Source organism: Nostoc sp. UIC 10890 (assembly GCF_054786515.1).
Window position 1 is genome coordinate 6,818,723 of sequence record NZ_JBSGKF010000001.1, and the last position, 14,934, is coordinate 6,833,656.

General features: G+C 43.8%; 8 protein-coding genes. 3 read left to right on the plus strand and 5 right to left on the minus strand.

Annotated elements, in window-relative coordinates; translation table 11 throughout:
• Positions 1 to 169: 169 nt before the first annotated feature.
• Positions 170 to 970 carry a M15 family metallopeptidase gene (locus ACWATR_RS28225; RefSeq protein WP_460339433.1) on the minus strand — a complete coding sequence of 267 codons (801 nt, stop codon included), beginning with the start codon at positions 968 to 970 and terminating at the stop codon, positions 170 to 172.
• 102 nt (positions 971 to 1,072) lie between these two features.
• Between ACWATR_RS28225 and ACWATR_RS28230 the strand changes: the two genes are divergently transcribed.
• On the plus strand, positions 1,073 to 1,990 hold the full coding sequence (locus tag ACWATR_RS28230; RefSeq protein ID WP_460340731.1) for an AEC family transporter: 918 nt from the start codon (positions 1,073 to 1,075) through the stop codon (positions 1,988 to 1,990).
• A gap of 13 nt (positions 1,991 to 2,003) precedes the next feature.
• Here the strand turns inward: ACWATR_RS28230 and tsaB are convergent, their stop codons facing one another.
• A complete protein-coding gene (gene tsaB / locus ACWATR_RS28235) occupies positions 2,004 to 2,663 on the minus strand; it encodes a tRNA (adenosine(37)-N6)-threonylcarbamoyltransferase complex dimerization subunit type 1 TsaB (protein WP_460339435.1) in 660 nt (219 codons plus the stop codon).
• An 847-nt stretch (positions 2,664 to 3,510) separates the two neighbouring features.
• Here tsaB and ACWATR_RS28240 point away from each other — a divergent pair.
• Positions 3,511 to 3,870: a ribosomal maturation YjgA family protein gene (locus ACWATR_RS28240; RefSeq protein WP_460339438.1), complete on the plus strand. Its 360-nt coding sequence runs from the start codon at positions 3,511 to 3,513 to the stop codon at positions 3,868 to 3,870.
• A gap of 308 nt (positions 3,871 to 4,178) precedes the next feature.
• Positions 4,179 to 7,778 (plus strand): WD40 domain-containing protein, encoded by a 3,600-nt coding sequence (locus tag ACWATR_RS28245; RefSeq protein WP_460339440.1) that lies wholly within the window; start codon positions 4,179 to 4,181, stop codon positions 7,776 to 7,778.
• A 13-nt stretch (positions 7,779 to 7,791) separates the two neighbouring features.
• Here the strand turns inward: ACWATR_RS28245 and ACWATR_RS28250 are convergent, their stop codons facing one another.
• The 3 genes from ACWATR_RS28250 to ACWATR_RS28260 form a co-directional block, all read right to left on the minus strand.
• Positions 7,792 to 12,852 carry a PAS domain S-box protein gene (locus ACWATR_RS28250; RefSeq protein WP_460339442.1) on the minus strand — a complete coding sequence of 1,687 codons (5,061 nt, stop codon included), beginning with the start codon at positions 12,850 to 12,852 and terminating at the stop codon, positions 7,792 to 7,794.
• A gap of 291 nt (positions 12,853 to 13,143) precedes the next feature.
• Complete coding sequence (locus tag ACWATR_RS28255) at positions 13,144 to 13,758, minus strand: TetR/AcrR family transcriptional regulator (RefSeq protein WP_181929521.1); 615 nt, start codon at positions 13,756 to 13,758, stop codon at positions 13,144 to 13,146.
• Between the two features lie 322 nt (positions 13,759 to 14,080).
• Positions 14,081 to 14,575, minus strand: a complete 495-nt coding sequence (locus tag ACWATR_RS28260; protein WP_460339444.1) for a GNAT family N-acetyltransferase — start codon at positions 14,573 to 14,575, stop codon at positions 14,081 to 14,083.
• Positions 14,576 to 14,934 lie beyond the last annotated feature (359 nt).

A 14,934-nucleotide genomic window follows, 5' to 3' on the forward strand; every position in this document is an offset into this window, starting at 1 on the left:
GTAAGAGGGCAGTTTACGCATTTTAACTTCTTTTTGGGAGCAGAGCGTTTACCTACTGCCAATCCCCATCATAATGGTAATTTATCAATGAAGGCACAAGTCAGAGGGCAGTTATTGCTGGAGGAAAACTGCCCTCTGCTGTAAGTATTGCGATCGCTTGTATCAACTTTTATTGAGGCACTTTAGCGGGTTTCAAATTTCTAGCTTTGTAGAACATTTCTAAACTATTGCGATCGCCTACAAAACGCCAGTGCCAAGGCTCATAACTCACACGTTGAGCATTATCTTTCGGAAAAGATATTTCAAAGCTGAAACGCGCTGCATTTGCTTGCAGCCACCGATACGCCTTAGTATTTTCAAAGTTGGTTTGGAGATTAGTTGCTGGTACTGATCCATCTCCAATATCCACAGCATAACCTGTGTGATGTTCGCTATGACCAGGAGGAGCGCTGAGGGCAGCTCGTTCTATTGGCCTTTGATTTCGCTGGGCACCGACACCAAAAAACAAAGGCTCCTGGTCTTTGACTGAACGAAAGCCAGAAATTGGTACTAAAATCACACCTGCACTCCGCGCTGCTGCTACCATCTCCTCAAACTTTTGGGCAGCAGATTTTCGCATTCTAATGCCCCTATTTGCGGAGATGGTTACTAGTTCTGATTCAGGGGCTTCTGGGTATGCCAGATGCCCTAACAGAGTATTGACATTATCCGATTCTGTAGTTGGTGTAGGTGTAGAACTAGTGGGCGAGGGTTGAGAATCGGCAATTTTTTTGGGTGAAGTAACGAAAAACAAAAAACCGCTAATTAAAGCCAGCAAGACAAATCCCGCAACTCCCCCAATCAGGATAATTCGGGGTTGCAACCAAATTTTAGGTGTTGCAACAGGGGTATCGCGTACAGCCACTGGAATATCATCACCAAGGTCATTCGATGAGTTTTGCGGTCTTCCAGAAAACCCTGCCTTATTCAAGGATAAACTCCTGTTTTTGTGGGACAGCCATAACAGATTTTGCACTGGACAAAAGTAGAAGTAACAGGTAGCATTTTACATCTGTGGTTTTTAGGCGCAATCTTGACAAACCTTTTAGAACTATACGTCAAGCTAGGAGGATTAGTCCTGGTAGGTTTCATTCTGGGACGCAAACTACCTGTGACAGTTCCTACACGTTTGGGACAGTTCCTCTTTTGGGTGGGAGTACCCATAAGCATAGTATCGTTTTTGCGTCAATCCAGTTTATCAGGGCAAATTTGGATTGCACCTGCGATCGCTTACCTAGCCATTTTACTAGGAGCATTTTTAGCTTGGTTAGGGATTAAAGCACAAGCCTATTTTAGAAAGACTGTCCCCCAACAATCCACTCAGGCTAGCTTGATCCTAGCGGCAACGCTGGGTAATACAGGTTATCTTGGCTTTCCCATCACCTTAGCAATACTAGGCAAAGAATACTTTGTTTGGGCATTATTTTACGATTTGTTAGGTTCATTCCCCGGAACTTATGGCTTGGGTATTTTGCTAGCAGCCCGTTTTGGCGGCGATGTCCAAAATCATTGGCAGACTGCTAGGGCGATCTTAATTAATCCTGCCCTATGGAGTTTCGGATTTGGCTTACTGGTTCAAGAAATGACAATTCCCACGGTAGTAGAATTCTGCTTGGAGAAATTGGCTTGGATTAGTGTAGCTTTATCTCTGGTGTTAATTGGAATGCGACTAGGACTGCTCAAATCTTGGCGTAGCCTACCACAAGCCGGGATGAGCTTGGGAATCAAAATGCTGCTAGTTCCCTTGATATTGGGCAGAATATTACCACTGTTTGGATTAACTGGTTCCACAGCCAAGGTAATTCTCTTACAAATGGCCATGCCCCCAGCTTTCGGTACGCTGGTAATTGCTGAGACATTCAATCTCGATCGCGATCTGGCAGTTACGGCGTTAGCTGCTGGGGCTATAGTATTGCTGGTTACTCTCCCAATTTGGCTGTGGCTGTTTTGATTTTAGATTTATGCTATGCATCCTGTACTGGATGCTGCCCATAATATGGCAAAGCCTCTGACCAATTAGGAAATTTGCCTTCTTGCCAATCGAGATTAGCTAGTTCTAAAATACTTGTCACCGTCGCTGCTAACCCAGATTGAGCTTGAATCAAATGATAATTAGTGTTCCAATTGGCTAAAGTTTCCTGCCATGCTTCTGGTGTCAACACTCTATCTGACAAACACACTTTTAGTTTAGAAATATCTGGCTCAAACTGATAAATAGCAGCAAAAATTTGACCTCGTTGGGCTGGCATTTCCACAGCAATAGTTTTTAGATTTTGACTTTTGCCTGCTTCTGACCAAGCTACCGCAGCCAAAGTTGAAATCGCAAATACAGGAATATCTAACTGTTGCCCTAAAGTCCGAGCAGTCACAACGCCAATTCGAGTTCCCGTAAAGCCGCCAGGGCCTTTTGCTACGGCGATAAATGACAAATCTGCCCAAGTTTGCGGTTTGATAAATTCAATTAAATATTGATGTATTAGGCTAGATAAATCACGCCCCAAATTCCAAACTTGAGAGCGAGTCTCGCCTGCAAAATTACTAATTGCTAGCCCTAATTCGGGAGTGGTAGTGTGCAGTGATAAAGCGTATTTTGTGGTTGTGAGGTGTTTTAGTTGTGTGGTCAAAGTTAATTAAAATATTTATTTTTTAGAGTTGACTTGATTTCTCTATTCAACCACATCATAGTTCTGAGTTTTCACTTTGTTTTCATCCCCTTGTAACTGGAACAAGCCTCTAGTACAGCACGGCGGAAATAAACCACCCATTCCAATACTTGTCGGGTTTTGGGGGAAAGGGGAAGGTGGGGCCCCCTCTGGGGATAAGGGGCGGGGGGAAAGGGAAATTAAAAACCTTTAACCCCAGCCCTTTAACCCTTTCCCAAAACCAAACTTTGGGTTCAAAATGCTTAACCGAGTAGTATTGCCACCCATTCCCAATCAACAAAACCCTTATGCTGTCTTCATTTTTAATTTTTAATTTTTAATTCCGCCTTGCGGTACTAGGCTGGGAAACCATTCTGGAAGGGCTGCCGCCTCCAGTAGTTTGACAAGAGGCAGCAGTCCCTAGAAATACATTCCCAGCCTCCAGACTGGGAACGAGACGACAGACATAAGCTTTTGGGCTTTTCTTAGTGCCATTCAGCTTAGAGGTTGTTTGAAAAGTCTAAATTATTACTTGCCTCTGCGACTTCTAGTCGCAGCTACACATACAAAACCCGCCTACGTGGGTTATAAAACTTAATTTTCTGCTAGTCGACGCAGGTGGAGTTAGCCTGTGTAGTAGCAAATTATATTCGCCCAAAACTTTTCAAATATCCTTTTAGGCATAGTCCGTTGTAGACATCCCTCTATTAATAATAGTGTTTGCTTCCTGATTTTTAATGGCTGAAACCCCTATTATTACGTTAATTTTCAAAAATTTGTGGTTTACTGGTTATAGTCAAATAGGTGTTTTTGAGCGCTATTGATAGCCATGTTTATCTTCAATCAAAAATATTTTTACTTCACAGTTGCATTATTTTTAATAGAGGTATATATTGCTGTTTTTGTAAATGATAGTTTCATCCGTCCTTTCATTGGTGATGTTTTAGTAGTTATACTAATTTATTGCTTTGTCAGAACCTTTTTCAATATACACTCATCCATCGTCGCTTTATCAGTTTTTGCATTTTCTTGTACTATCGAAATACTTCAATATTTTAATTTTGTAAATAATTTAGGATTGCAAAAATATAAGATTCTGGCTGTTGCCTTGGGAAGTGTATTTGATTGGAAGGATATCATTGCTTATGCAATAGGTATTATAACAGTCCTATGTTTGGAGGAACTTTAATTTTGATTATTACAAGATTGAGCTAATTTACAAACGCATCCAAGAACAATTTACTGGAATTATTGTCTAAATCCCCTACCAGATAAGACAACAAACTCATAGCGTGTCGTCTTAATTTGGTTTATTTTTTTGACAAGCGAACAGACACCAAGCGTGATATTCTTCAGTAGGGATAAAAAAGGCTTGCCCCCTTTGCACTCACTAAACTTTTCGTCAGCGCCAAGTGCAGGCTGCGTCAACATAAAGCATCCCGCAGAAAAAGACTTACTCTACCCTCTAGCACTACCTACTTGCCTGTGGATTCTAATGTGACAAAATTTAGGCGCGGTAGCTCAACTTATGGGCGGGTGAGAGGAGTGATTTTATCGCCTCTGGGGTGGCAGCGATTTCAAATAGCAAAGGAGCAGGCAGAAGCTAAAGAAACCTGGGGTAAGCACTTCACACAGGAAGAACTTAGCGATCGCACCGGACTTTCACTCAATACCCTCGCCCGGATTTTCAAGCGCGAACTAGGGGTAGATCGCCAATCATTAGAATATCTTTTCCGGGGATTTGGGCTGGAATTAACCAAGACAGATTTTACATCCCCCATTGCACCATTAGACGCATTATCAATCCAACGAGCAAATTCCCAACAAGATTGGGACAATGCTGGGGATGTATCGGTGTTTTATGGTCGTGAAACAGAACTGGCGCAACTATGGCAGTGGATAATTTCTGAGCAGTGCCGCGTTGTTGGCTTACTGGGGATTGGTGGCATTGGCAAAAGTACGATCGCCATTAAGGCGGCGCTACAAATGCAGGCAGAATTTGAAATGGTGGTTTGGCGAAGTCTCTCCAATGCGCCACCGTTGGATGAACTCTTAACCAGCATACTGAAATTTTTCATGCCGATTCAGGGGGAAGATCCTGTTATTCCCACCACGCTGAATGAAAAATTCTCTAAATTGATGCAGTATTTGCGATCGCATCGTTGTCTATTGATTCTGGATAATGCTGAAATTCTTCTGCACAGCGAACAAGTGGGACAGTGGCGACTCGGCTATGAAGATTACGGACAATTGCTCAGAACAATTGGAGAAACTCCCCACAAAAGTTGTTTGTTGCTGACAAGTCGCGAAAAGCCACGCGAAATTGCCCTGATGTCAGATGAAGATGGCGTGGTGCGATCGCTACTTTTGAGTGGACTTACACCCGACGATGGACGCGCCATCTTCCGAAAAAAAGGAGCGTTTACGGGTTCAGAAGCAGAATGGAATACCTTAATTAATCACTATGGTGGCAACCCCCTCGCGCTGAAGCTAGTGGCAGCAGCCACCCTAGATTTATTTAACGGCAGCATTGCAGAGGTTTTAACTTATCTCGATCGGGGAATTTCTATATTTGAAGATATCCGCGATCTGCTCGGTCGTCAGTTCGATCGCTTACCCAATAACGAACAGAGAGCGATGTTCTGGCAGGCGATTCCTCGTGAGCCAGTCTCGATTGCAGAGATCCGCGAGAACGTTGTCGATCTTGTCTGTCAGCAGAGCGTACCCAATTTAATCAACTCGTTGCTGAGGCGATCGTTGCTCGAGAAAACGGATAATTTATTTTTCTTGCAACCAGTTGTGAGGGAATTTGTCACTGAACGATTCATTGAACAGGTTTGTAGAGAATTTGAGACTTCTCAGATTGACTTTCTGCGAACTCATGCCTTGATTCGAGTCCAGGCGAAAGATTATGTGCGAGAAACGCAATTGCGGCTAATTGTGCAACCTGTAATCGAACGACTCCTATCTCGTTTTGGCAGTGTGACAGCAATTGAGACGAGAGCAAGGCAACTATTGAAGCAGCACCAAAAATCAGGATATGTTGCAGGCAACCTGATCAATCTTCTAGTCCAGCTGCAAGTGGATTTGCGTGGTTCTAACTTTTCTGGGCTAGTGGTGCAGCAAGCCGACTTGCGGCAGGTGAATTTGGCAGGGGTCAATTTTCAAAATGCCGATTTAACCAAGTCCATGTTTTCAGAGACATTAGGGATTGCAGTCTCCATCGACATCAGCCCAGACGGTCAAATCGTCGCAGTCGGCGATTCAAACGGCTTGGTGTATCTTTGGCATATTACTACGACTCAACTATTAGCTACCTTTGAAGGACACATCGGCTGGGTGTGGTCAGTTGCCTTTAGTCCCGATAGCAAAACATTAGCTAGCTGTAGTAGTGATGCTTCGGTGCGGTTGTGGGATGTCCAAAGCAGTCAGTGCTTGCGGATATTTACGGGACATATTGGGTGTGTCTGGTCAGTGAGCTTTAGTCCCAATGGTCAACGATTAGCCAGTGGCGGCGACGATCAAACGGTGCGAGTGTGGAATTTACAGGGGCAATGTCTTCATATTTTGCAGGGACATACGAAAAATGTTTACTCGGTTCACTTCTCTCCTGACAATCAAACCTTAGCCAGTGGTAGCAAAGATACCTCCATTCGGCTTTGGGATGTCGTGAATGGCAACTGCCTGGGGGTATTAGAGGGGCATACCGATGGAGTTCGTTGTATACGCTACAGCCCCGATGGTCAATTGCTTGCTAGTGGAAGTCACGATCGCTCTATTCGCCTGTGGAGTGGGCAGCTTCACAAAGGCGATCGTCAATCAAATCCTCATGTCAAGGTATTGCATGGACACACCAATTGGGTTTGGAGCATTGCGTTTAGCCCGAATGGTGATATTTTGGCGAGTGGAAGTGACGATGGTACTCTCCGCTTTTGGAATCTCCAAGATGAACAATGTATCAACGTTATTAGTGGTCACACCAACGAAGTTTTTGCAATTGCCATCAGTGGCGACGGGCAACTATTGGCAAGTGCAACTCAAGACCAAACGGTGCGCCTGTGGAATCTACAAAGCGGGCAAAGCCTGAAAACGTTGCGCGGATACAATAGTGGTATTCGCTCCCTGAGCCTCAGTCCCAACGGTCAAATGTTCGCCAGTGGCAGTCAGGATGAAGCGATCCATCTGTGGCATTTACAGGTTGATGACAATTTACCACCACGTCCTTACAAAACTTTCTACAAAGCGACCAATTGGGCTTCATCGGTCAGCTTTAGCCCCGATGGTCAAACTTTGGCGACTAATGGACAGGATCGCTTATCGATTTCAGTGTGGGATGTGCAAACAGGACATCTCAATCAATGGTCATCAGGTCATACTGAACCTGTGAAGGCAGTTCTCTTCAATCCAAAGGGGCAAACTCTGGCAAGCAGTAGTTACGATCGCACCGTGCGACTTTGGAATGTGCAGACTCATCAGTGTTTGTGGGTGCTGCGCGGTCATGAAAGCGGCGTTTGGCCCATCGCCTTCGATCCTAGCGGTCAAACTTTGGCAAGTGGCAGTTTTGACCACACCATTCGTCTTTGGGATTTGCAAACCGGGGAATGTCTCCGGATATTACAGGGTCACGCTGGCGGACTTTACGCACTGGCATTCGATCCTAGCGGTCAAACTTTGGCGAGTGGCAGTTTTGACCACACCATTCGTCTTTGGGATCTGCAAACCGGGGAATGTTTGCGGATATTACAGGGACATACGGGTGATGTTTGGACTCTTGCCATCAGCCCAGATGGTCAAACATTGGCAAGTGGTAGTAACGATCAGACTATTCGACTATGGAATCTACAAACAGGGCAATGCCTTCAGGTCTTGCAAGAGCATACACGTTGGATTGCTTCGGTGGTATTTAGCTTTGATGGTCAAATTTTATTAAGTGGCAGTCACGATCGCACAATTAAGCTGTGGGATGTGACAACAGGACGCTGCATCAAAACGTTGATGGCTGATCGTCTTTATGAAGGGATGAATATCAAAGGAGCAATGGGATTAACTGAAGCTCAAAAAGATACCCTGAAAGCTTTAGGGGGAATTGAGCATTAAGGCGAAAAGTTTGTCAAGGTTGATTGTGCCCAATAAGATTAATGATCGCTGCGGCTAAATCTACAGGATCGACGGGTTTCGGTAAGTGTTTTTGAAATCCTGCTGCCATTGCTTGGTTATAATTAATTTCTCCAGCATAAGCAGTCAAAGCGATCGCTGGAATTTCCCCACCTTGTTCTGGCGGTAATTTTCTCACCTCGCCAAGCAACATATAGCCATCCATTAAAGGCATTCCAATATCACTTAACAGGATATCTGGCTTGGATTGCACTAATATTTCTAGCGCTTCGGTTGCTGATTCAACTGCCGTTACAGTTGCGCCATATTGTTCCAGCGCAAAGCTAAAAAACTCTCGCACATCTGCTTGATCGTCCACAAGCAATATTTGCACCCCAGCAAGTAATGTCTCGTCGGTACTCACTTCTGTTTGAGAAGCCTCATCACTGCTGACTCGCAACTCAGAATTTTTCAGCAAAGGTAGTCTGACTGTAAAGGTAGCCCCCTGTCCTTCTCCTAGACTCTCTGCCTGAACTGTACCACCGTGAAGTTCTACGAGATGGCGCACAATTGCCAGTCCTAATCCCAATCCGCCAAATACTCTGGTTGTTTTGGCATCTGCTTGGCGGAAGTAATCAAAGACGTAGGGCAAAAATTCTGGGTTGATTCCCTTACCTGTATCAATCACCTGGATTTGGGCATCTAACCCAACTTGCTCTAGACGCACTTCTACAAGTCCTTCTGTGGGTGTGAATTTAACGGCATTGGAGAGGAGATTCCACATTACTTGTTGCAAGCGATCGCCATCGCCCAGAACTTTGCCGATATCATCACTTAATACCGTTTGAATTTGAATTGACTTGGCTTCTGCTGCTAAACGTACCGTTTCTAGTGCAGCTGCGATCGCCCCTTTCAAATTCACTGCATAGAGATTTAACCTGACTTTACCTTGTAAAATCCGCGAAACATCAAGTAAATCCCCAATCAATTGGGTTTGTAACTTAGCATTCCGCTCGATTGTTTCTAATGCTCGGATTTTGGTGGGTTCGTCGAACTTGCGGGTTCTGAGTAACTTTGCCCACCCTAAAATCGGATTCAAGGGAGTTCGGAGTTCATGGGAAAGGACAGCCAAAAATTCATCCTTAATCCGGTTGGCTGTCTCGGCTTGTGCCCTTGCAATCTTTTCGGCTTCGTAAAGTTGAGCGCGGGCAATAGCTTGTGCACATTGTTGTCCCAGTGTCAACATAAATCCCCGGTCTTCTTCGTTAAATATTTGGACAGTGGCAAAGCTTAATCCCAGTGCTCCAATTATTTTGGCTTCTGCAATCAAGGGAATGGTAGCCCAGGCATTATTTCCGGTGAGAGTCACAGCACCAGTTAAATGAGGATATTTAGCAATCAAGGCTGCTAAATTTTCTAAAAAAATCGGCGCTCTAGTTCTGACTGTTTCCGCAATTTGGTTAGGTGCTGTGATCGGAAAATTTGCCCAAGCATCCATCAGCGATTGTGGATAGCCAATTGCTTGCACAACTTTCAGTTCTGTATTCCCCTCAGTAAGTAAGACAACGGAACCAGCAGTGGCTTCCAAGGCGGCAATTCCTTGGTTCACCACCACATCAGCGACCTGTTGGGGAGTTAGGGCTTCCGAGAGGGCAGCAGTTATTCTTTGTAAAAGTATCGTGCGATTCACAGACCGTTCAGCTGCCTGTTTTGCCTGTTGAGTTTCCTGGTAGAGTCTAGCGTTGTCGATGGCTGTCGCCGCTCGACGAGCAATATCTTCTGCTAAAGCCAAGTCTGTTTGTTGGTAGTACCGACCCGACTCGGCTGTAAAAAAAGAGATTGCTCCAAATAATTGCCCACGGGAACGAACTGGAATCACCATGAGAGAACGAATACCCAGGCTTTGCAACAATTGCAGATGTTCCTCATCTTCAGCCATCTGGATCAGATTAGAATCAGATAATTCGGAGTAAAAGGCAGATATTCCTAGCCTTAGCTGCCGTACAAGCTGTTTGGCTCTAGTTTTGGGTCGATAACGCCGTCGGATTTCGTCTAAGATATTTAGTTTTGTAGGGTCGGCAATTGCGATCGCAATTTGTCTACTTGACCAATCTTCCTGGAAAACATCTACAATACACCAGTCTGCAAGGGTCGGAACTGCCAGATTAGCAACACTTTCCAACGCAATTTCATAATCCAATGAGGCAGCTAGTAAGGTGCTGGCTTCGACTAAAAACTGTTGTGTGGCTTCAACTCGTTTGCGTTCACTAATATCCTCAATAATGCCTAATGCATACTTTGGTTGTCCGTTAGTATTCCAAACTGCTGATGAAGTTAGGTTTACCCAAACAATGGAACCATCTTTGCGGATGTAGCGCTTCTCTAGGGAATAACCACTAATTTCTTTTGCCAAGACTCGCCGAGCATTCTCCCAATCAACTTCTAAGTCGTCAGGGTGGGTAATTTCCTCGAAGTTTAATTGGATTAACTCTTGATGGCTGTATCCAGTAATTTCGCACAGAGCAGGATTAATTTGTAGAAATTGTCCATCCAACGCTACCAGACTAATCCCCACAGCTGCCTGATTGAAGATTGTTCGGAACCTTTCTTCGCTTTCCCGCAAAGCAACTTCTGTTTCCTTTGCTGCTGTCACATCTGCCAAAATAATCCCAATTCCTACCGTTTCGCCCATTGCATTGTTGACTGGGTAATAGTTGCCCAGCCAATAGCCGTAACGTTCGGGTTCCTCCCTTGTATCACCGCTAATTTCTACATTCAGCAGAGGTTCTCCAGTATCTAACACCCGCTGTAACTGTTGCTCTAACTCAGTCGCCATCGCTGGCAACACTTCTCCAAATTTGCGTCCTAGATGCTCTTCTATAGTCAAACCGTTAATATCAGCGAAAACTTGATTAATTCGGATATATCGCAGTTCCCGATCTAAAAAGCATACAGCAACAGGAGCAGCACCTAGCAGCCCATCTAGAAGAGATAGAGATTCGGCGTAATGGATTAAAGCCTGGTTGATATCTCGATAAAGTCGGGCATTTTCCACTGCTAAAGCAGCACGATGGGTAATATCTGTTGCTAAAGTTAGGTCAGAGCGATCGTAGCGACGGTTTGATTCTGCGGTGACAAAGGTGATAGTGCCGAGTACTTGCCCTTGTGTGATTAATGGCACAATCATCACAGACTTAATCCCCAATTGCCGAACAAGTTCTAAGTGTTCCTGATTCTGAGTACTTGCTACTAATAGCGAGTCAGATATCTCTGAGATTAATTCGCTTTGCCCAGTTTGCATTACTCTAGTAATTAATGCACTGACACCCTTGTAATCTTTCACATACTCCTGAAGTTTACGCGCCAACTCCGCTTTCGATGGGTCTGCATGGGCAATGGGTAGGCGGCGAATGGAACCATCATCATTTAAAATGTCTACGCTACACCAATCAGCAAGTTGGGGAACCGAAATTTTGGCGATTTGTTCTAATGTTTCTTCATAATCTAGCGAAGTAGAGAGTAAACTGCTAATTTGGGCGATATAGCGCAGTCTTTCCTCAGCTTGCTTGCGCTCTGTAATATCGAGAACAAAAAAAGCTCCTCGTTCTACAGTCTCTTCAAAATGGCTACCACCTGCCAAAATTGGGAAGCGTGAACCGTCTTTTCGGATATATTCTTTTTGATATGGTGTGCAAAAGGAGCTAGCTTGAAATTGAGTTAGTGCTTGCTTATCGAGTGGCAGGTATTCTTTAGGTGTCAAGTTTTGCCAGTTAAGTTTTCCAGAAACTAACTCTTCACGAGAATAACCCACCATATTCAGCAAGGCATCATTAGCATCTGTGATCCTACCGTCTCTATTCCAGAAGCCAATACCAATCATGTTTGACTCAACCACGCTGCGAAACTTCGCTTCGCTTTCTCGTAATGCTTGCTCAGTTTGTTTGAGTTGAGTAATATCAATTGAACTAATGCCCACTCCTAACAACTGCCCATCCGGCAAACACACTGGATAATAGCTGACAAGACCATGACGATATACCCCAGGCGGATAAGTTTCACCGCTTACTTCCTGGTTAAGCAAGGGTTGCCCGCTTTGCATCACTTGCTCAAAAACAGGCTCAATTTGGGCTGCCCATTCCGGTAGTACTTCCCTAAACGTTCGACCAATATGTTGACTTTGTGGTACACCGTTGATGGCGGCCAGGGCTTCATTCGCGTGAATATAGCGCAATTCAGTATCAAGAAAAGCCAGCGCCACTGGTGAACTAGTAAGCCAAGCATTGAGTAACGCCAGAGATTCTTCTTTTTGCTGAACGGCTTCCTGAAGTTCCTGATGCAACCTAGCTTTTTCTATTTCTGCCTGCTTGCGCTCAGTAATATTCACACCTGCACAAGTAATACCCTGAATGTTATCGTCTGCATCTCTTAGTGGTTCAACCAGCAAATCATAGTAACGGTCTTCTCCACAAGTTGTTAGATAAACTTCTTCACGGGTTGCAACACCAGTCTCTATTACCTTTAGCTTAATTGCCGTTAATTGTTCTGCTACTAAGGCTGGAAACAATTCATAATCAGACTTCCCTAACATTTCCTCAGCAATATCTAGACCTTGAGGATTATGAATCCACTGATATCGCAAATCACGATCTTGCTGAAAGACCAAAATATCTGAACTACTTAATGCTAATCGAAATCGCTCTTCACTAACTCTTAGCTTTTGTAGATTTTCATCAGCTCGTCTTTTAGCAGTTTTTAATGCCTCACAAATGATACTAAAAAGCAATCCTTGTAATGCAAATAACCCAATTCGCACAAAATTGGATAAGTCAAAATTCAGATCATAAGCTGGGGGGAGAAAGAAGTAATCGCTCACTAATGCAGACAGGGAAGTTGCTAATAGCCCTGACTTCAAACCACCATACCAAGCACCCACTGTTACAGCGCTAAAAAATAGCAGGAAAGGAGTTCTACTCATGCTTAACCAAGGGTCTAGCATCAGCATTAGCACTAATGCAATTGCAACAATTAATACAGTAATACCATAACGCAGTAATTGGGAAGAATGAATATGGGGCATGAAAATGTTTTGGAACAACCAATACTTATTGCAAAAGCTGTATACACCCTAAGCTAGGTTGCAAATTTTAGTAATTTATCTACAGATAGATTTTTCTTGATTTATAAAAGCTTCTTTTGTTAGAGGTTAATTACTGGGTAATATAGTACTGAAAGCTAGAATTTATTACTAATTTTTTATATCCATAACATGCATTTGACGATAATAAATACTCAATTTTAATAAATCCAGCGACTCAAGTTTATAACAAATGCCAAAATCAAGGGTCTTGCTAATGGAACTCAGCATTCTTCATAACTGAGAGGGAGCAACACTGATACCGCGCACAAAAATATCTACACAGGTTTCGATATATTCTTCACAGCTATAGCTACTTTGATTGAATTTTGCACTGCGACATAGCATTCCAGCTAGCAGCATTCCTGTAAACATATCGACTGCCGGAAATGGATCAATGTCTGCTCTAACAGCGCCTCGTCTCTGACTCGATTGCAGGTAAGCTACCAGTTTTTCCCCTAAAGGCTTGGCAGCTTCTTGAATCACTTGTTTGGCTGCCTCTGGATGACGTTTGGCTTCCCCAATGAAGGTACGAATTAAGTCTTCCTGTACTTCTAGCATACTATTGTAAAGATGAGCATACTGTCTTAAATCAATTTTCAGATCCTGTGTCCACGCTTCGGGGTGTGCAAGGGCTTGTGTCTGGAGTGCCAAGGCATTTTCCATTACTGCTCCCAGAAGTTGTTCTTTGCTAGCAAAATGGCGAAATAAAGTCACCTCATTGACACCAGCAACACGAGCTATTTCACGGGTAGTTGCTCCTTGAACACCTAAACTAGCAAATACCTGCGAGGCGGCTTCTATCAAACGTGTACGGGTAAGAGCTGATGAACGGATAATTTTATTCATTTATGTTGGCAAGTACTTACTTACATCATAGGTTATGTAGAAAAAGTTGTTGCATTAGCGTAGCTTATCGTAAGGAAGGTATGGCTGAAAGCGGCGGGAAACTCCATCTCAATAGTGGGTAGTCGAGGTTGCTCCCCACCACTTGGGGCATTGGGCATTGAAAAGAGGCAGAGGGGCGGGGTGCGGGGGGAAGAGGGGAAAAACTCTTCTCCCTTTCTCCCTGCTCCCCAGTCCCCATTCCCCATTCCCCATTCTTCAGCATTTTTTGGGTTGGCAGACTACTAGCGGTTATCAGTGGGGCAGATGTATTTAGAGATTTTTTTTAATTGGAAGTCTCTAATGTCTTACTCATTTTAGTAACTGGAACAACTATCCCACTCCTTAAATAATGAGGTGCTCTTTGGATGGCAGTAAATCCCAGTCGTAAATAAAATCCTTCGGCATAAAGGCTAGCAGTTGTAATTACCTTATTCATACCTTGAACAGTTGCTTCGTCACAAAAATGTTGAACTAAAGCCCGCCCAATCCCTTTACCTTGATATTTAGGATGAACATACAATCCAATGAGTTCATCAACAATAAAACTAGCAAAACCCATAACCACATCTCCCTCGATCGCAACCCAGAAAGTTTCCACTTTCATACTCTTCAAGATATTTGAACCATCAGGTTTGTCGCGATAATTACGCCAAGCTAAAAGTTCTTTTTGGGTGTAGAAAGTTGCAGGCAGAGCTTTGATAGCAGCAATATGAATTGCACTCAGCATCCACGCATCTGTTTCTTGGGCAGGTCGAAGAGATATTTCGTTAGCGCTCATAGGTTCAGGGCTAGAGGAGGCAGGAGGCAGAAGGCAGGAGGCAATACTTGTCGGGTTTTGGGGAAAAGGGTAAGGGGAAAGGGGAAAGAAAAAACCTTTAACCTTTACCCTTTAACCTTTACCCCAAACCCAATTCCGAGTTCAAAATGCTTTACCCAAGCAGTATTGAGGCAGGAGGAAAGAAGTATGAATGAAAACTTTAGTTCTGGGTCATTCCCAGTTTAAAATAAGAATTGTTCTGTAGCGACTGTCTTAAAAATCAAGCGATCGCTTAACGCACTGGTTTAAAATTTCTGTTTCAACTCACTAGAATCTTGCTTAATTTTGGATTTTAGATGTCTCTAAAATCCAAAATCTAA